16 protein-coding genes are annotated in these 19025 nt (G+C 63.6%); 4 read left to right on the forward strand and 12 right to left on the reverse strand.

All coding sequences use genetic code 11. The features are described from left to right. Positions 1-13: 13 nt before the first annotated feature. Positions 14-3097: a triple tyrosine motif-containing protein gene (locus RKE50_RS17435; RefSeq protein ID WP_350038644.1), complete on the forward strand. Its 3084-nt coding sequence runs from the start codon at positions 14-16 to the stop codon at positions 3095-3097. Between the two features lie 6 nt (positions 3098-3103). Here RKE50_RS17435 and RKE50_RS17440 read toward each other — a convergent pair whose 3' ends face one another. After that, positions 3104-3862 (reverse strand): enoyl-CoA hydratase/isomerase family protein, encoded by a 759-nt coding sequence (locus RKE50_RS17440; RefSeq protein ID WP_350038646.1) that lies wholly within the window; start codon positions 3860-3862, stop codon positions 3104-3106. Between the two features lie 69 nt (positions 3863-3931). Between RKE50_RS17440 and RKE50_RS17445 the strand changes: the two genes are divergently transcribed. From RKE50_RS17445 to RKE50_RS17455, 3 genes are all read left to right on the forward strand, one after another. Then, positions 3932-4558 (forward strand): DNA-3-methyladenine glycosylase I, encoded by a 627-nt coding sequence (locus RKE50_RS17445; protein ID WP_350038648.1) that lies wholly within the window; start codon positions 3932-3934, stop codon positions 4556-4558. 78 nt (positions 4559-4636) lie between these two features. Then, on the forward strand, positions 4637-5938 hold the full coding sequence (locus RKE50_RS17450; RefSeq protein WP_350038649.1) for a TetR/AcrR family transcriptional regulator: 1302 nt from the start codon (positions 4637-4639) through the stop codon (positions 5936-5938). 2 nt (positions 5939-5940) lie between these two features. After that, entirely contained in the window at positions 5941-6807 is an 867-nt protein-coding gene (locus tag RKE50_RS17455; RefSeq protein ID WP_350038651.1) for an acyl-CoA thioesterase, read from the forward strand. A 12-nt stretch (positions 6808-6819) separates the two neighbouring features. Here RKE50_RS17455 and RKE50_RS17460 read toward each other — a convergent pair whose 3' ends face one another. The 11 genes from RKE50_RS17460 to grpE form a co-directional block, all read right to left on the reverse strand. After that, a complete protein-coding gene (locus RKE50_RS17460) occupies positions 6820-7389 on the reverse strand; it encodes a histidine phosphatase family protein (protein WP_350038653.1) in 570 nt (189 codons plus the stop codon). After that, entirely contained in the window at positions 7389-8096 is a 708-nt protein-coding gene (locus tag RKE50_RS17465) for a histidine phosphatase family protein (protein ID WP_350038655.1), read from the reverse strand. The genes RKE50_RS17460 and RKE50_RS17465 overlap by 1 nt, the downstream gene beginning before the upstream one ends. After that, positions 8096-9841 carry a bifunctional isocitrate dehydrogenase kinase/phosphatase gene (gene aceK / locus RKE50_RS17470; RefSeq protein WP_350038657.1) on the reverse strand — a complete coding sequence of 582 codons (1746 nt, stop codon included), beginning with the start codon at positions 9839-9841 and terminating at the stop codon, positions 8096-8098. The genes RKE50_RS17465 and aceK overlap by 1 nt, the downstream gene beginning before the upstream one ends. A gap of 27 nt (positions 9842-9868) precedes the next feature. Then, positions 9869-10660: an SDR family oxidoreductase gene (locus RKE50_RS17475; RefSeq protein ID WP_350038658.1), complete on the reverse strand. Its 792-nt coding sequence runs from the start codon at positions 10658-10660 to the stop codon at positions 9869-9871. A 16-nt stretch (positions 10661-10676) separates the two neighbouring features. Further along, on the reverse strand, positions 10677-11825 hold the full coding sequence (locus RKE50_RS17480) for an acyl-CoA dehydrogenase family protein (RefSeq protein WP_350038660.1): 1149 nt from the start codon (positions 11823-11825) through the stop codon (positions 10677-10679). A 22-nt stretch (positions 11826-11847) separates the two neighbouring features. Beyond that, entirely contained in the window at positions 11848-13026 is a 1179-nt protein-coding gene (locus RKE50_RS17485; protein WP_350038661.1) for an acyl-CoA dehydrogenase family protein, read from the reverse strand. Positions 13027-13264: 238 nt separating this feature from the next. Then, the gene (gene trxA, locus RKE50_RS17490; protein WP_350038663.1) at positions 13265-14140 is read right to left on the reverse strand and encodes a thioredoxin; all 876 of its coding nucleotides are present in this window, start codon (positions 14138-14140) and stop codon (positions 13265-13267) included. Then, on the reverse strand, positions 14137-14964 hold the full coding sequence (gene dapB / locus RKE50_RS17495; RefSeq protein ID WP_350038665.1) for a 4-hydroxy-tetrahydrodipicolinate reductase: 828 nt from the start codon (positions 14962-14964) through the stop codon (positions 14137-14139). Before dapB ends, trxA begins: the two co-directional genes overlap by 4 nt. After that, a complete protein-coding gene (gene dnaJ / locus RKE50_RS17500) occupies positions 14961-16091 on the reverse strand; it encodes a molecular chaperone DnaJ (RefSeq protein ID WP_350038667.1) in 1131 nt (376 codons plus the stop codon). The genes dapB and dnaJ overlap by 4 nt, the downstream gene beginning before the upstream one ends. Before the next feature lie 109 nt (positions 16092-16200). Continuing rightward, entirely contained in the window at positions 16201-18138 is a 1938-nt protein-coding gene (gene dnaK / locus RKE50_RS17505; protein WP_350038669.1) for a molecular chaperone DnaK, read from the reverse strand. A 102-nt stretch (positions 18139-18240) separates the two neighbouring features. Beyond that, positions 18241-18882 (reverse strand): nucleotide exchange factor GrpE, encoded by a 642-nt coding sequence (gene grpE / locus RKE50_RS17510; RefSeq protein WP_502937902.1) that lies wholly within the window; start codon positions 18880-18882, stop codon positions 18241-18243. Between the last annotated feature and the right edge of the window lie 143 nt (positions 18883-19025).

Below are 19025 nucleotides of genomic sequence, written 5' to 3' on the forward strand. Positions count from 1 at the left end.
TGCACTTTATTTCGTGAAAGTACTACTGAATGCTCTACTTATTCTCGTACCTGTTGCAGTTGCCCACGGGGCGTCAGACACGAATACACCTTCGAGCTTCCTAAACACGACCCCTACCGTTCTGCAGAAGGTTTCGGGAATTACTTTCACTGATATCGCACTGCGCCCTAACCTAGACGTATGGGCAGCCAGTCTTGATACGATCGTTCGTTATGATGGGCATGATGTAGCCAACCACCGACTGCCAGGCGTAAGCAGCGCAGGCCTTCCAGTAGCGAGAGTAGCGGAACTTTTTATCGATTCAGCGCAACGTGTATGGGCGGCGGGATTCGATGGAAGAATTTTCCGCTTCAACCCAGATGCCGAGCGGTTTCAGACTGTCCGCTCGATTGATGTGCAGGATAAAGCGGTAACCGAAGCAAAACATGACGGAGAAACTGAGCTATGGTTTGGATTTTCTGACGGGAGTTGTCTCGTTGTTGACATTGAGATGCAGAGTACTCAGAAGAGATGCAAAGGCATGGAGGGGCCAATAGTTGATTTCGCCTTTGATTCGGCATCGACTTTCATCCTATCTGAGCACGGCACTGTCCTTCGTTTTAACGCCGACCCTGCGGCAGGCCCCGAAAGATCAATAAATCATTGTTCCTTTGCAGACAAGAAATTCACTCAAATATCGGCACTTGACAGAGACACAATGTTGCTTGGCACTCTTGGAAATGGCTTGTTCAAGTGTTCGCTACGAGCAGACTTCAGGGAATTGGGCGTTGCAAAGGCTGTTGATTCGGTTTCTCGAAAGACGACCGTTCATGAGATAACAGTGGCTGTAGAGTCAGGGAGGATCTTTGTAGGTACAGACTCTGGTGTTGATGTTCTTGACGCCGAATCCCTTAATCTGCTCTACAGCTCAAAGTTCGCGAGCGATCTGGTTAATACTGAATTCACCGCGCTAGCTCTACAAGGCAATGATACGGTCTGGGCCTCAAGCTTTGCCGGACTCTACAGGCTACATGCTTCTGCTACCGTAGTCACGAAGGATCTGCCCGGCAATCCGACGCCGTCGATAGTGGGTTTCGCTAGCCGAGAAGATCGCGTAGTTGTTGCAGACTACGCCGGTCTTTTCCTTTCCCAGCAGAGGGAGGGAGGAACAGCCCTAGGGAGCAAGATACAACATATGTGTGATATCTCAGGCGGGATTACGGCCGTAACTACCTGGGGGAATAATATTATCTACGGGCTGCGAAGTGGTGGCGTTTTTCAAGTTCCTGTCGAAGCAGGACAGCTGCCCTGCGGCGCATCAACCCTAATCACCAATGTTGGTCCGATAAGCACACTCATATCAACGCGCGACGATCTGCTCATCGGTACGTTCGGCAAGGGCGCGTATAGATTCAATTCCAAGACAGGCCTCAAAGAGATTGAGGCGACGAAGCACAATGACCTCGCCCACAAGAGGGTACTGCACATCGAACAGATAAGAAGCTTAGGCTTCTTACTGCTTACTGAGGGCGGAGTTCTCACAGCACCGAATGAACCTAACACGCAGGCAGCTTTAAATCAGGTTGCTATGCTGCTTGAGGGGACGACCCCCTGGGCGGCATCCACATTCGGGAACACTTTGTGGCTTGCAACTCCCACGAATGGTGTCTTCGCAGTTTCTCTCAAAGATTTTCCCTCTCGAGAGCCAGAAATTACTATTCACCATGTACTTTCTGGAAAGACTGTTCAGGCGGTTGAGGCAATATCGAACACAGAAGCACTTGTTTCTTCAACGACAGATTTATTCAAATTGTCTACCGATGGTTCCGTACAACACGCGCTTAGCTCAGCAGGCAGTACAGCAGTGAGGTTCGACTTTGGGGCGTCATTTAGAGACCAATCGGGCATTTATTTCGGTGGGACTGGTGGATACGCAAGGATTGACCCATCAACTATTCGCCCTCCCCGGACAGCACCCCATCATCACGTTGCTTCTTACGCGATCGGCGGTAGCGAATTTCGACTCTATCGACCTTTGACTCAGGCAGACAAAGTATTGCTCAGTGCGGACAAGCAACGCCTCACGTTTAAACTTGGTTCTCTAGCGCCCTGGGCAGCTCACGACCTTAAACACAGATATCGACTCGAAGGATTCGATTCAGACTGGATACGAGGCAGATTAGAGGATGAGGTCTCCTATACCAATTTGCCTCCAGGAAGCTACGAATTTCAATCCCAGACCAGAACTCGGGGAGGAGAGTGGAACTACTCGACTCTATCACTACAGGTAGAAGTGCTACCGCCGTGGTGGCGTTCTAGTTGGGCATTGATTGTTTACGCGATTTCAGCGATCGGACTGCTCGCGGTGGCGAAGCACTATTACGGAACAATCCTAGTCTCCCGCCGGGCTTCCCAACTAGCCCGCGAGATGACCGCCACTGCAGAACAGGCGATGGAGGACATGCAGGATGAGGTCGAGACGCAGGCACGCCTGCTCGAGAACGTGACCAGCAGGAATGTAGCGACCCTTTCCTGGATCGGGGAGGTTGTGGGTCGGCAGGCTGATACGCTGCCCGACGCCTTGTCTTCAGAAATGGCGAAGGCCTCCCTTGAGCGCATAGAAGCCTTCGTCTGCCTGGAGCATGCCCTGCGGTACCGGGATGACCGCGTGCTGGCAGATCTGCGCAGTTTCACGGACGAGTGCAGTGCGATGTTGTTGTCTCGTCGCAGCCACGGTAGCACGGTCACGCTGATCAACGAGGTCAGCGATACCCTCATCGACGCAGCGCACGCTGCCCGGCTGGCAACGGTAATCTACGAGCTGCTCGCAAATGCGCTGGACCACGCGTTTGTCGGTCGGGAGTATGGCAACTTCCTCCGAGTCGCCCTTGAGCTCACGCCCGAACCTCATGCAGAAGCCATAACGGCGAGCGTCATCGCCGAAGACAACGGAGTAGGCCTGCCCGAGGGCGTTTCGCTGGAAGAATACGAAACTTCCGGCTTCTCACTGGTCCGTGAAGTTACTGCCCACTACGGCGGGCGACTCGCGCACAAGACAACCGGTGGCGGGTCTTCACTGCGCGTCGAACTACCGCTTCCGGAGGACGCTGTAGCCTGAGGCTTGTCAGCGTCCGCTGAACTCCGGGGGCCGCTTTTCCTTCAGGGCCGCAAACCCCTCGGCGAGGTCCTCGGACGCCTCGCATAGCACTGCCAGACGCTTTGCCTCTTCCCGGTCATGTGTTCCCGAGGCGACGTTACCGATGATCTGCTTCATGGCACGCACAGAGAGCGGCGCCAGGCCGGCCAGCTGAGCGGCGTAGGTGGCGACGGTCTGCTCGAGCTGCGCCGGCATAACCAGATGATCGAGGAACCCGATGCGCAGCATCTCGTCGGCGCTCAGGGCTTCCGAGGCAACGAGAATACGCTTGGCCACGCCCGGGCCAAGGCGCTGCACGAACCGCTCAATGCCGCGGACCGGGTAACAGAGACCGATCGATGCCGCCGGCACACGCATGCGCGTGCCCTCGATACCGATCCGGAAATCGCAGCTGAGAGCCAGTTCGACGCCGCCGCCGAAAACATTGCCACTGATCGCGCAGACCGTAGGTATCGCCAGGTCAGCGATGGCATCCGTCATGTCCTGGTAGTCGTCGCCGCGGATCTCGCCAGCGTTGAGTTCCTGCAGCGAGGCGCCTGCGCAGAAGGTCTTGTCCCCTTCCCCGGTGAGCACAAGCACGCGTACGCTGTCGCTCGCCGCCACCTCCGCAACCGCCGAGCGGAGGGCGTCGAGTTCCTTCCGCCCAAGCGCGTTGTGCTTCTCGGGGTTGTTGAGGGTTAGGCGCGCTACATGCTTTTCAATGCTGAACGTGACCGTCTCTGTCATATCCCCTCCTCGCCGGGCGCTGGTATTCTGGCACAAGGACCTGGGGGCCGCCACGGAGGGGCCAGTCGAGTGCCTGGCAAGGAAAGTACCGAGAAGACGCGCTGCTCCTGGTGTGGCGAACACGCCGACTACCGGGCCTACCACGACGAGGAGTGGGGCGTGCCGGTTGCCGATGAGGACCGGCTCTTCGAGTTCCTGATCCTCGAGGGCGCGCAGGCGGGCCTGTCGTGGCTGACGATCCTCCGCAAGCGGGAGGGTTACCGCCGGGTCTTCGAGGGTTTCGACCGGGAGCGGCTGGCCCGCTGGACCGAAGCGGACCTGGCGTACGCGGCGGAAACCACCGACATCGTCCGCAACCGCCTCAAGATCAAGGCGGTGGTGACCAACGCCCGGGCGGCCATCGCCCTGGCGGAGAGCGGGCCCGGGCTCTCGCCGTTCCTCTGGAGCTTTGTCGATGGCCGGCCGGTACAGAACCATTGGCAACGGCACGAGGACGTTCCCGCGGAAACGCCCCTGTCGCAGCAACTCAGCCGGGAGCTGAAGCGTCGCGGCTTCGCTTTCGTCGGCCCGACAATCTGTTACGCGTTCATGCAGGCTGTCGGCATCGTCAACGACCACCTCGTAGACTGTTTCCGCCACGAGGACTGTCGCCGGCTGGGAGCCAGCTCTACCGGTCCTGGCGGAGGCCGCTCCTAGACAGGAACAAATAAAATACTTAAAGTTGGAATTTCCAACTATTGAGTCAAGCCACTGCGGGAGCAGCGCCGGCGCAGCATGAGTAGCAGCGAGTCATCCACCTCTCGCGCCCAGCCCTTCAACCGGCAGGCGCAGCACGACGCCAAGCGCACCGCGATCCTCTCCGAAGCAGCCCGTCTCTTCAATGGCAAAGGCTCCCGCGCGACGACGCTGCAGGATATCGCCGCGAGCCTCGGCCTCACCAAGACCAGCCTCTACTACTACGTGCGCACCAAGGAAGAGCTGATCTACCAGTGCTACCTGGCGACGCTGCAACGCCAGCACCAGGCCCTCGGTGAACTGGAAGCGCGGACCCGGGTACCCGTCGAGCGAATCGTGGGCTTTCTGAAGCGGCAGTTCGACCAGTGGCAGGACGCCCGTCGCGGCCGCGACGTGCACCTTGCGGCGCTCCTCGAGATCGCATCGCTCAACGATGAGCATCGGGGTGCGATTGAAGGCGCCTACATCGACCTTTTCAAGCGTCTCCGCGGCTACTTGCGGGACGGCATGGCGGACGGGTCGCTGCGCGACGGCGACAGCACCTCCATGACCCGCGCCATCATCGGCTGCCTGGACTGGGTATTCCACTGGTTGCACAGTGTTCCGGAAGACGGCGTCGCGGCCGCGGCGGAGCAGGCCGCGGATCTGCTGCTGCACGGACTGTACGCCGGGCCGGGCTGCTACCACAGCGCCATCGCACCGGCCGACGTCGACAGCGGGGTCACCACCAGCGGTTTCGACCGCGACGAGCAGAACCGCCTGAAACAGGAAGCGTTCTACAAGGCGGGCACCTGGCTGTTCAACAAGAAGGGGTTCAATGGCGCCTCTCTCGACGAGATCGCCGAGTACCTGAACGTCTCCAAGGGAGCTTTCTACTACCACATCCGCAACAAGGAAGACCTGCTCTACAACTGCTACAACCACTCTCTCTCGATCGTCGAGCGCGTGTACCGGGAGGCCGAGCACGCGGGCAGCACCGGCATCGAGAAGATCGACTATGCGAGTCGGCGCACGTTCCTGATCCAGAACTCGGACCTCGGTCCCCTTATCCGCTACAACACGATCACGGCCCTCCCCACGGACAGACGGCTTGAGGTGCTTGCCCGCACGGACGCAGCAAACAACCATTTCCTCGACTTTCTTGCCCAGGGAGTGACGGACGGCAGCATCCGTGCGGTAGATCCGCTGGTAGCGAGAAACCTGCTCGCCGGTGCCATCAACGCCTCCATGGACATCTCTCTGTGGCGTCGCGTCGACAACATCGACGATGCCGCGCGGGACTATTTCGACGTTTTCTTCAACGGGCTCCTCCGGCGCGAGCCCGCGCATGCATTGGAATGACTATGGACCAGGGACCCTTCGACCGGCTTCTCGACTACCTGGAGGTACAGCGGGTGGACCGCTACCTGTTCACCGGGCAGAGCCCGGCCCGGCCGCGCCGCATCTTCGGTGGCCAGGTACTGGCGCAATCGCTGAACGCGGCGCTGCGCTCGGTCGACGAAGCGCTCGAGGCGCACAGCATGCACGCATACTTCCTGCGCCCCGGGGACCCGTCCCGGCAGATCGTTTTCGAGGTGGACCCGATCCGCGATGGGCGCAGCTTCGCCACGCGCCGGGTGGTCGCCAAGCAGGATGGGCGTGCCATCTTCAACACGGCCATTTCCTTCCAGCGCGGCGAGGCAGGCCTGGAGCACCAGGCCAGCCCGGTGACGGTAACACCACCCGAAGAACTGGAGTCAGACTACGACTTCTGGCTGCGGAAGCATGAGGCGAACCCGGACCGCTACCCCGCGCCCCTGGCCCAGGCCATCGAGCGCCGGGTGGTGAACCGGCGCGATTACGACAACCCGCAGCCACAGGAACCGGTGCAGCATAGCTGGTTCCGCGCCACTGGCGAGGTCGGCGACGACCCGCGCCGACACCAGGTCCTGCTCGCTTTCATTTCGGACCTCGCGCTGCTCGGCGCGTCCCTGCTGCCTCACCCCTACACGGCCCAGAGCCCGGGCATGCAGATCGCGAGCCTGGATCATGCACTCTGGTTCCACCGGCCCGCACGCGCCGACGAATATCTTCTCTACGCCATGGACAGCCCCAACGCCAGCGGCGGGCGAGGCTTCTGCCGTGGACAGTTCTTCACGCGAGACGGGCGGCTGGTCGCTTCCACCGCCCAGGAGGCCCTCATCCGGCGGCGCGCGGAATCTGCAGGCTAGTGACTTGTCCGGCTAATTGACGACAGTCTCGAGTTCGGCGCCCAGGCGCACGACCTCCAGGCTGCCGCCCGGCAGGATCGCGATCTCATGCACGGAGCCGTTGTCCGGCCAGAAAGCCAATACATCGTCCTGCCCCCGGGCATGGGCGACTACCGCATTGATCACCAGGAAGTGCGTAAAGATGACCGCCGGCCGGTCAAGGCCGGCAAGCGCATCGAGCAAGCCCTGGCGCCAGGCCAGCACCTCCCGGTGATGGCAGGCAGACCAGCGCTCGCGCAGGAAGCCCCGCAGCCAGTCGCGCCTTTCCGCCAGGGGCACCGGTGCCGGTATTTCCCGGAAGTCAGGCGCCAGGCCCGCTTCACGACCTGCGCGCGCGGCGAGCGGCGCCGCGGTTTCCCGGGCCCGTGCCTTGGGGCTGGTGAGAATGGCGTAGTCGCCGGACACACCGAGAGCCAGCAACTCCGCTGCCGCCCGCTCCGCCTGCTGCCGCCCCAGGGCGGACAGCCCCGGGTCATCCTCTTCTCCCCAGTGCGCCGCAGCTTCACCGTGGCGCACGAGGAAACAGCGGGTGCCCGCTGCCATCAGCGGTAGGTCACCAGGTCTTCGTCGCGCTGCCGGCCGAGCACGCGCAGGAAGGAGCAATCGTTGAAGTAGGACAGGGAGACCCGCTCGCCGCTGTAGAACAGCTGTGTCACGGAGCAGTTGAAGACCGGCTCGTAGAATTTGTAGGCGTGGCTGCCATCTAGGCCCAGCACGTCGGCAACGATGGTGGCAATTGTGCCCCCGGAGGTGAACACGGCCACGGTCCTGCCCGCGCCCTCCCGCGCCATCAGGTCCTTCATCGCCGCGCGCACGCCGCCCGAGTAATCGGCCCAGCTCTGGATCTGCGGCACATCACAGGCATCGGAGACCCAGTAGTTGAACACGGCATCGATGACTTTCTGGTAATCCTTTGAGGACCTGAGGCCCCGGTTCACCACAGCCTGCAGGCGCTCGTTACCCTCTAGCACGATGGGCAGCAAGTGCTCCAGGTGCTCGTCATTGCGCACCTCGTCGAAGCGCGAATCCTCCGTGAGCACTACTTCTCCCGGCTGGGCCAGCAGTACCCGCTCCGCCGTGTGCCGCTGGCGTCTCAGGCCACCGCAGTAGGCGCTGTCGAGAACGATACCGTGGTCGCGGAAGTACTCGCCCACGCGCTCCGCCTGGCGCACACCGAGCTCCGAAAGCCGGTCATAGTCATCCGTGCCAAAGGACGCCTGTCCATGGCGCACCAGGTAGATCGTAGCCATCAGCCGGCCCTTTTCAGTTTAGTGCCCTTCCGCGGGAAACTCAGTCGCCGCCGGTACGGGTAGAAAGTGGTGATTACGCCGTTGTGGATCTGCCGCTGCAGGCGCCACCAGAACTCCACGTCGTAGAGGTCGCTGTGGCGCGCGTCAAAGGCTTTCCGGGCGCGCTGGTTGCCGGAGAAGAAAAGACGAAACTCCTCCGGGAAGACGTCGTTAGGGCCCACGGAATACCAGGGCTGTCCGGACAATTCCTCTTCTTCCGTGCGCGGCTCCGGTATGCGGCGGAAATTGCACTCGGTGAGCGGCATGATCTCGTCGTAGTCGTAGAAAACCACACGACCATGGCGGGTCACGCCGAAGTTCTTCAGCAGCATGTCGCCGGGAAAGATATTCGCCGCTGCTAGCTGCTTGATGGCGTTGCCGTACTCGTCCATCACGTCGTCTACCTGCTCGTCCGTCGCGTGCTGCAGATAGAGATTGAGCGGGTCCATGCGCCGCTCGACGTACACGTGATTGAGGATCAGGGCGCGACCGCGCTCCTCGATCTGCGAGGGTGCTTCGCGGTAGAGCTCCTCCATGAGCTCATCGGAGAACTGGTCCCGGGCGAACACCAGCTTGCGGAACTCCTGCGTATCGGCCATCCGCCCGGCGCGATCCCAGCGCTTCACCAGCTGGTACTTGTGCATGACCTCTTCCCGGGTCACCTCCTTCGGTGCGGTAAAGCGGTCCTTGATCACCTTGAACACGTACTCGTAGGACGGCATGGTGAAAACGAGCATGACCATGCCCTTGATCCCCGGGGCGATGGAGAACTTGTCCGAGGTGTTCTGCATATGCCGCACGGCGGTGCGGTGGTACACGGTCTTCCCGTGCTTGTAGTGCCCGATGGCACTGTAGACTTCCGAGATCGGCTTGGCCGGCATGAGCTGCTTCAGGAACAGCACGTACTGGGACGGGATCGATGCATCGACCATGAAGTAGCTGCGGGTGAAACTGAAGATCACGCTCACCCGGTCTGCACCGAAAAGTACCGTGTCGACATACACCGCGCCCCGCTCGTTGTGACGCACGGGCAGGGCAAAGGGCATCTGCTCCTCGCCAGCGAAAATGCGCCCCACGATGTACGCGCTCTTGTTGCGGAAGAAGTGATGCTCCAGCACCTCCAGGCGCAGCGGCCCGGCCTCGAGGTTTATACGCGGGGGCACCAGCACCTCGTCGATCACGTCCACGATGAAGCCGACATCCCGGTCCCGGTCTTCCCAGGGGACGTTGAAACGGTAGTCGTCCAGGAGCTTCGTGAAAGCGGCGCGGAAGTCCTCCGTGACGGGATAGCGGCGCAGCACCTTGCTCATGTCCGACGGCGGCATGTCGCCCTGCGGTGAGAACACGAACGCGTAGTCGTCCCGGATCTCCGCGTGGTCCAACACCTTGCAGAACACGGAGTTGAAGAAGGTCTCGGCGATTTCGAAGTTGTTGTGGCCGCGGATCAGTTCCGCATAGACGGGTTTGGCCTGGCGCCAGAAATCCAGGTTCTCGAGCTGGTCGCCGGCTACCAGCTTCACATAATCGAGAACGGCCCCGATTTTCGTCTTGTAGAGATCGATGCGGTCCCGGGAACCCTGCTGCACTCCGTGCCAGTCCGCGTTCTCGAAGCGGGTCCGGGCGGCGAGGGTGATGTTCTGGAAGTCGGCGAAGTAGGATTCGAAACCGTTGAGGATGATGCGCGCGAAGCGCTCCTTGCGTTCCATGGCGTTTCCGGGCGCTGGCAGAAGGCCTCAGATTGTAGGGTTGCCAAAGCGGCGGCGCAATTTGCGCATGCCCCCGAGCCAGCGGTCGTAGTCCTGCGCCTTGCGCTGCCGGTACTCCTCGACCTGCGGGTGCGGCAGGATCAGGAAACGCTCCTCCGCCAGCCCCGCGAGTACCGCCTGCGCCACCTCTGCGGGGGAGATAACGCCGTCGACGCCGGCAGTGCCACCGCCTTCCACGGAAGCGATCATCTGCGTGTCCACCGCCTGCGGGCACAGGCAGGCAACCTTGATGCCGTCATCGCCATGGGTGATGGCCAGCGCCTCCGCAAAGCCGATGGCCGCGTGCTTGGTTGTGGAGTAGGCCGCATCGCCCACCTGGTTGAGCAGGCCGGCGGCCGATGCCGTGTTGAGGAAATAGCCCTCGCCACGCTCGATCATTGCCGGCAGGCAGGCCCGCGCCGCGTAGACGTGCGCCATTACGTGGATTTCCCACATGGCCTGCCAGGTCGCGTTCGGCGCGGAGGTGGCGTACCAGGGTTCACCGTCGCCGGCGATGATGCCCGCGTTGCTGCAGAAGAGGTCGATGTGGCCGTGACGCCCTTCCACGTCTTCGACAAGCGCCTTGACAGCGTCCTCGTCGCGCACGTCCAGACCATGGCCCTCGCCACCGATCGCCGCGGCCACGGCTTCGGCCGCCGCCGCGTCGAGGTCAGCTGCGATGACCGCCTTTGCCCCGGCGCCTGCAAAAGCCTCGCAGAGCGCCTTGCCGATGCCGTTGCCGCCACCGGTGACGACGACGATCCGGTCCCTGATATCCATGGCGCCCCCGGACGGCCTAGGCCGCGTCCCTGCCGTAGCTCAGGGCGTTGAAACAGCCCTGGTGATAGTCCCCGTTGCCGAAGGTCGCGTTGATCATCATCAGCCGCTTGGCGTAATGGCCGATGTCCAGCTCGTCCGTGATACCCATCCCGCCGTGGAGCTGGATGGCCTCGCCATAAATATGCTTTCCGGCCTTGTCGATCATCACCTTGAGCGCGTGGATATTCCTGGCAGGGTCCTCGTCGTCCTTTTCCAGGGCGCAGACCGCACGGTACAGCAGCGACTTTGCCTGTTCGTAGGACATGAAGGTGTCGACCATGCGGTGTTGCAGGGCCTGGAAGCTGCCGATCGGCACCCCGAATTGCTCCCGGGTCCGGGTGTACTCCAGGGTCTTCGCGTTCAGCTGGCCCATTATGCCGAGCGCCTCGGCGCCGAGGGCCACGCAGGCCTCGTGGATCACCGCCTGCATCAGCGACAGGCCCTCGTCGACGGCACCGACGACATCGCTCGCGCCCACGGTCACGTCGCGCAGTACGACGTTGGCGACGCGCTGACCGTCCATGAGCCGGTAATCGACAAGCTCCACGCCCGGCGCATTGGCCGGCACGAGAAACAGGGTGATGCCGTGGTCGTCGGTCTGCTCGCCGGCGGTACGTGCCGAGACGATCAGCGTGTCGGCATTGGCGCCGTTGAACACCACGACCTTCTCGCCGTGCAGCAGGTAATCGTCCCCGTTCCGCGTGGCGGTAGTCTTGACGTCGGCCAGCTCGAAGCGGCTCTGGCGCTCGAGGTAGGCGAAGGCGCCGAGACAGCTGCCCTCGATGATGCGCGGGATGAAGTCGGACTGCTGGGCCTCGCTGCCGCCGTGCCGCAGGAGGCCGCCGAACAACACGACGGTAGCCAGGTACGGCTCGACCACGAGCCCCCTGCCGAATTCCTCCATCATGACCATGAGGTCCACCGCCCCGCCGCCGAAGCCGCCGAACTCCTCGGCAAAGGGCACGGACAGCCAGCCCAGCTCGGCAAAGGTATCCCAGTTCTCTTTGCTCATCCCGGCATCCGAGGCGACGATCCTGCGGCGCGTGTCGAAGTCGTAGTCGTCCTGGATAAAGCGCGCGACGCTGTCGCGCAGCATCACCTGCTCGTCGGAAAAGTCGAAATTCATGTCGCTTACCTCGTGGCGGCTGTCAGAGGCCCAGAACGGCCTTGGCAATGATGTTCTTCTGCACTTCGTTCGAACCACCGTAGATGGTGGCGGCCCGGCCGTACATAAAGGCCTGGCGGGCATCGCTGCCGAAACTGTGGCCAAGCACCTCGGGGGAAAGTTCCGTGGGCAGCACTCCCTGGTAGTAGCCGGCCAGTTCCATGCGCAGTTCCTGGATGGCCTGCTGGATTTCCGTGCCCTTGATCTTCAAGAGCGACGACTCGGCACCCGGCGCACCACCGGCGGCCACGGACGCGAGCACCCGCAACTCCGTGTACTCGAGGGCCATCAGCTCGATCTCGATATCCGACAGGCGCTGCTGGAACAGCGGGTCGTCGATGAGGAAGCGGCCTCCGTTCTCTTCGCGAGCGGCGAAATCGCGCACCTCTGCCAGCGCGCGCTTGGAATCAGCGACCCCGGCGATGGACGTGCGCTCGTGGGCAAGCAGCGCCTTGGCGTAAGTCCAGCCCTTGTCCTCTTCGCCGATCAGGTTGGAAACGGGTACGCGGACGTTGTTGAACTCCACCTCGTTCAGGCTGTGGTGATTGTCGATAGAGACGATCGGGTTCACCTTGATGCCCGGCGAATGCATGTCGATGAGCAGGAAGGAGATGCCGTTCTGCTTCTTGCCCTCGCTGCTCGTGCGCACGAGGCAGAAGATCCAGTCCGCGTACTGCGCATAGGTGGTCCAGATCTTGGCGCCATTGACCACGTAGTCGTCGCCATCGCGCTCCGCCCGGGTTTTCAGGGAGGCGAGGTCGGAGCCGGCCCCCGGTTCCGAGTACCCCTGGCACCACCAGTCTTCGCTACGCAGGATGCGGGGCAGGAAGCGCTCTTTCTGCTCGTCGTTGCCGAAGGTGTAGATCACTGGGCCGACCATCTTCAGTCCGAAGGGGACCACGTCGCGAACGCCCGAGGCAGCCCGCTCGGTCTCGTAGATGAAGTTCTGGGTGGGCGTCCACTCCGCGCCACCGTGGCCCTTCGGCCAGTTCGGGGCAATCCAGCCCTTCTCGTAGAGGCGGCGCTGCCAGTCGATCACGGCCTCACGGAACGTGGCCTTGTCGGAAAGACGGGCCTGCAGTTCGTCGTCGTAGGCCTCTGTGAAAAAGGCGCGGACCTCATCCCGGAAGGCGAGGTCTTCGGCGGAAAAGCTGGTATCCACGGTCGTTCTCCTTGGTTACCGGTTACCTGGGTTAACCAGAAAGCTGGCCCCCGAGATTTTGACTTTCGAGTATGTTTTTCCTCGGCCGAGTACTCTAGCGGGAGTAGGAAAGTGAAACAAGCGTGTTCTGGTGACGCTTTTCAGCTGCAACCGGCGGGCTTTGCGGGCTCCGCCCGCACGATGGCGCAGGGCCCAAAGGGCACCCCGCCCCCGGGGACGCCCGGGCAATTCGCCGCGATCAGTACAGAAGGCTGTAGAGCTTGCGCTGGAACTCGGCGGCAAGCGGGTCGCCCTTACCGAGGGAGGCGATGGTGTCCAGGTAGGCTTTCTTAGTTGCGCCGTCGTTGTGGTCCAGCTGCCGCTGGAGGATGACGAACAGCGCTTCCAGGCCCTCGCGGAACTGGCCGGTGTCGGTGTAATGCACCGCCAGCTGCGCGCGCAGGTCCAGGTTGTCCGGGTCGGCCTCGAGCTGCTCTTCCAGGGCCGTCACCTCCGGCGACTTCGCCGACTCGCGGCGGATCGCCAGCTGCGCCCGGCACTGTTCGTACGCGGCGTCCTGGTCGACCATCCTGACCGCATCGAGCACCTGCTCGGCCTCATCGAGGCGATAGCCCTCGATCAGCGCATGGGCGTAGACCATCGCGACCTCGTGCTCGCGGCCGGAGGCCTCGTAGGCCGGCCGCAGCAACGCAATGGCAGCGCTGGCGTCGCCGGCCTGGAGCTTCTCCGCCGCCTCGGCGAGCACGCCCTCGAAAGGAGACGGGAGATATTTCTGCAGGAGTTCGCGCACCGCCGCCTCCGGCTGGGCGCCGGCGAAGCCGTCCACGGGCTGACCGCGCTGCATCACCAGTACCGTCGGCAGGCTGCGCACGCCGAACTGCTGCGCGATCATCTGCTGGCTGTCGGCGTTCACCCGGGCCAGCAGGAAGGCGCCGCGGTACTCGTCGGCAAGGCGCTCAAGTACCGGCATGAGCGTCTTGCAGGGCTCGCACCAGTCCGCCCAGAAATCGATGACCACGGGCCGCTTGTGCGACTCGTCGATGAGGTAGTGTGCGGCGTTGCTCTCGTCGATGTCGACGACGTTGCCGCCTGCCGCCGGTGCCTGGTCGATCACGCTGATTCCTCCTTCGGCCGCAGGCCGAGCACGTCCTGCATGTCATAGAGGCCCGGGGGCTGTGCCGCCAGCCAGGCGGCGGCGCGCAGGGCGCCCCGGGCAAAGGCCAGCCGGCTGCTGGCCTTGTGGGTAATCTCGATCCGCTCACCGTCGCCGGCAAAGAGTACGGTGTGGTCACCGACGATATCCCCGCCGCGGATGGTGCTGAAACCGATGCTGCCGGCCCGGCGGGCGCCGGTCTGACCCTCCCGGTGATACACCGCGTCCTCGCGCAGGTCGCGGCCGAGGGCGGCGGCGGCCTCCTGGCCGAGACTGAGCGCCGTCCCGGAGGGTGCATCCACCTTGTGCCGGTGGTGCGCCTCGATCACCTCCACGTCGACCTCGTCGCCGAGAACGCGGGCAGCTTCCGCCACCAGGCGGAAGCAGAGGTTCACGCCGGTGCTGAAGTTGGAGGCCTTGCAGATGGGGATGTCGGCGGCGGCGGCGTCAATCTGTGCCAGCTCGTCGGGGCTGAAGCCCGTGGTGCCGATGACCAGGGCCCTGCCGCGGGCACGGCAGGCCGCGACGTTGGCGAGGGTTGCCGCTACGGAGCTGAAATCCACCAGCACGTCCGCGGCCGCGAGCGCGCTGTCGACATCGCTGCCCACAAAGATACCGTTAGCGCCGGTACCGCCGAGCTCACCGGCATCCGCGCCGAGCAGGCTGCTTCCCGGGCGCTCCAGGGCCGCGGCGAGCACCATGCCGTCGCCGGCCAGCTGGAGCGCCTGCACCAGCGTCTGTCCCATGCGCCCGCCGGCGCCGGTGATGCCGATACGCAGGCTCATGGCTTCATGTCGTCAAAAAAACGCCTGACGCCCTCGAAGAAGCTCGTCTGCCGCGGCGACTGGGCGTTGCCGCCCTGCCCCAGGCTCTCCTCGAACTTGCGCAGGAGCTCCTTCTGTTCCTTGTTGAGGTTGACCGGGGTCTCGACCACGGCGCGGCAGAGCAGGTCGCCCACGCCGCCACCCCGCACCGGTTGCACGCCCTTGCCGCGCAGGCGGAAGAGCTTGCCGGTCTGCGTCTCCGGCGGGATCTTGAGCTTGACGCGCCCGTCGAGGGTCGGCACTTCCAGTTCGCCACCGAGGGCAGCGTCGACGAAGGTGATGGGAATCTCGCAATAGAGGTTCTTGCCGTCGCGCTCGAAGATCGGGTGCTGCTTGACCGAGATCTGCACAAACAGGTCCCCGGCCGGCCCGCCCTCGGGCCCGGCTTCGCCCTCGCCAGAAAGACGGATGCGGTCGCCGGTGTCCACGCCCGGCGGCACCTTCACCGACAGCGTCTTGGTCTTCTCTACCCGGCCCTGGCCCCGGCAGCTCGTGCAGGGGTCGGAGATGAGCGTGCCGCGACCGCGGCAGGTCGGGCAGGTCTGCTGCACCTGGAAGAAGCCCTGCTGCATGCGCACCTGGCCGATGCCGCCGCAGGTGCCGCAGGTCGTCGGCGAAGTGCCCTTCTTCGCGCCGGTGCCGTTGCAGGTGCTGCAGGAGACAAGCGTCGGCACGCGGATCTCCACCGTGGTGCCCCGCACAGCCTGCTCGAGGGTGATATCCAGGGTGTAGCGCAGGTCGGCGCCGCGCTGCGGCCCGCCGCGGGCGCGACCACCGCCGCCGAAAATGTCGCCGAAAACGTCGCCGAAGATGTCGCTGAAGCTGCCGCCGCCGAAGCCGCCGGCACCGCCACCCATGGACTGGTCGACGCCCGCGTGGCCGAACTGGTCGTAGGCCGCGCGCTTCTCACTGTCCGTGAGCACGTCGTAGGCCTCGGTGGCCTCCTTGAACTTGTCGTCCGCGTCCGGATCGTCGGGATTGCGATCCGGATGGTACTTCATGGCTACCCGGCGGTAGGCCTTCTTGATGTCCTTTTCATCGGCGCCGCGGCTGACGCCGAGCACCTCGTAGTAATCCCGCTTTGCCATATCCCGTCCCGCAAATGCCCCTCGCTCGGAAACGACAACGCGGGAAACAGAGTCCCGCGCCAGGAGGGGGCGTCACGCGGGGCCCCGCGGGCCCCGCAAAAGCGCCAGTTTACTTCTTGTCGTCGTCGACTTCCTCAAACTCCGCGTCGACGGCCTCGTCACCGCTGGCGGCACTCTCACCGGCATCGGCAGCGCCCTGCGCGCCGGCCGCGCCCCCGGCATTCTCGGCCTGGGCGGCGTACATCTTCTGCGCCACGGGGCCCGTCGCCTCGGTGAGCTTGTTCGCCGCCGCGTCGATGGCGTCCTTGTCGTCGCCTTGCACCGCCTCCTCGGCTTCCGTGATGGCGGCCTCGATGGCGGCCTTCTCTTCGCCGGTCGCGTGGTCACCGCCCTCCTCCAGCGTCTTGCGGGCCGCGTGGATGAGGCCTTCGGTGCTGTTGCGCGCCGTGATCAGTTCCTCGAACTTCTTGTCGGCTTCGGCGTTGGCTTCGGCATCGGCCACCATCTTCTCGATCTCGTCCTCGGAGAGGCCGCCGGAGGCAGTGATTCGGATCGACTGCTCCTTGCCGGTGGCCTTGTCCTTGGCAGAGACGTTGAGAATGCCGTTGGCGTCGAGGTCGAAGGTGACCTCGACCTGCGGCATGCCCCGCGGCGCCGGCGGGATGTCGGCGAGGTCGAAGCGCCCCAGGGACTTGTTCTGGGCAGCCTGCTTGCGCTCGCCCTGCACCACGTGAATGGTCACGGCCGTCTGGTTGTCTTCCGCCGTGGAGAACACCTGCGACTTCTTCGTCGGGATCGTGGTGTTCTTCTCGATCAGCGGCGTGGCCACGCCACCCATGGTCTCGATACCCAGGGTCAGCGGCGTCACGTCCAGCAGCAGTACGTCCTTCACGTCACCGGAGAGGACCGCACCCTGGATGGCCGCGCCCATGGCAACCGCCTCGTCCGGGTTTACGTCCCGGCGCGGGTCCTTGCCGAAGTACTCGGCGACCTGCTTCTGTACCAGCGGCATGCGCGTCTGACCGCCCACGAGGATGACGTCGTTGATCTCGCTGGGGGACAGGCCGGCGTCTTTCAGGGCAACCTTCACCGGCTCCATGGAGCGCGTGACGAGGTCTTCCACCAGGGACTCGAGCTTGGAGCGCGACAGCTTCACCACCAGGTGCTTCGGCCCGGAGGCGTCGGCGGTGATGTAGGGGAGGTTGACCTCCGTCTGCTGCGAGCTGGACAGCTCGATCTTGGCCTTCTCGGCCGCTTCCTTCAGGCGCTGCAGGGCCAGCGGATCGTTGTGCAGGTCGATGCCGCTTTCCTTCTTGAATTCCGCCGCCAGGTAGTCGATGAGGCGCAGGTCGAAGTCCTCACCGCCGAGGAAGGTATCACCGTTGGTGGACAGCACCTCGAACTGGTGCTCCCCGTCCACCTCGGCAATCTCGATGATGGAGATATCGAAGGTACCGCCGCCGAGGTCATACACCGCGATCGTGCGGTCGCCCTGGGCCTTGTCCATGCCGTAGGCGAGGGCAGCGGCCGTCGGCTCGTTGATGATGCGCTTGACCTCGAGGCCGGCGATCTTGCCGGCGTCCTTAGTGGCCTGGCGCTGGGAGTCGTTGAAGTAGGCCGGGACGGTGATGACCGCCTCGGTCACGGGCTCGCCGAGATACTCCTCGGCCGTCTTCTTCATCTTGCGCAGCACTTCGGCAGACACCTGCGGAGGCGCCATTTTCTCGCCCTTGGCGGCAACCCAGGCGTCGCCGTTGTCCGCGGCGACGATCTCGTACGGAACCATCTTGATGTCTTTCTGGACGACATCGTCCTTGAACTTGCGGCCGATGAGGCGCTTCACCGCGAACAGGGTGTTCCTCGGGTTGGTTACGGCCTGGCGCTTGGCGCTCTGCCCCACCAGGATTTCGCCGTCTTCCGTGTACGCGACGATGGAGGGCGTGGTGCGGTCGCCCTCGGCGTTCTCGATCACCCGGGTCTTGTCACCTTCCATGACAGCCACGCAGCTGTTGGTGGTACCCAGGTCGATTCCAATGATCTTGCCCATGTCAAATCTCCTCTCGGGTCGCGCCGGCGACCCGCTGTTTCGCTAACTGATTTCTATATTGGCCCTGAGCCGCAGAATTCAAGGGCACGGGGACCGGGCCTGTCAGGCCCCGGAATCCCCCGCCGCGGCCTTGCTCACCATCACCATGGCGGGCCGCACGAGACGTCCGTTCAGGGTGTAGCCTTTCTGCATGACGGCGACCACGGTATTCGGCTCAACGTCCGGGTTCTCGACGCTGCTCATGGCCTGGTGGAACTGGGGATCGAAGGGCTCCCCGGCGGGGTCCACGGGCTCGATGTTGAACTTGCCCAGGGCGTTCAGGAAGCTTTTCAGGGTCAGCTCGACGCCCTCCGCAATAGGACGAATCTGCTCGTCGTCGCCCGAGGCGGACTCGAGAGCGCGCTCGAGGTTGTCCACCACCGGCAGGAGTTCGCTGCAGAAGCGCTCCAGCGCGTATTTCCGCGCCCGCTCGACATCCTGCTCCGCACGCCGGCGGGTGTTCTGCAGCTCGGCCTGGGCGCGCAGGACCTGGTCGCGCGCCTCCGCGAGTTCGGCGGCCAGTGCCGCGTCCTCGTCACCGGCCTCCGCCGCAGCGCCATCTTCTCCGGCGTTTACCGCATCGCTGTCACCGGCTGCAGCCTCGGCGGCCCCTCCGGTTTCCCGCTCAGCTTCCTGAGCGGCTTTCGGCCCGGCGTCCTGCTCGGCTTCCGGCCTGCCGTCCTGCGCGGCTACATCCGGCGGCATCTGCGGTTCCTGCTCCTTGTCAGACACGCGCTCCCTCCCTTGCGTCATGGCTTGCGATGGAGGGTTCATTGGGGCGCCGCCGCGCATTTCAAGGCCGTCCTTTTCGAGGCCGGGCTTTGCGCGGGCGGGCGCCAGGGGGCATC

It is taken from the genome of Pseudohaliea sp. (assembly GCF_040217025.1).
GTDB lineage: Bacteria > Pseudomonadota > Gammaproteobacteria > Pseudomonadales > Halieaceae > Pseudohaliea.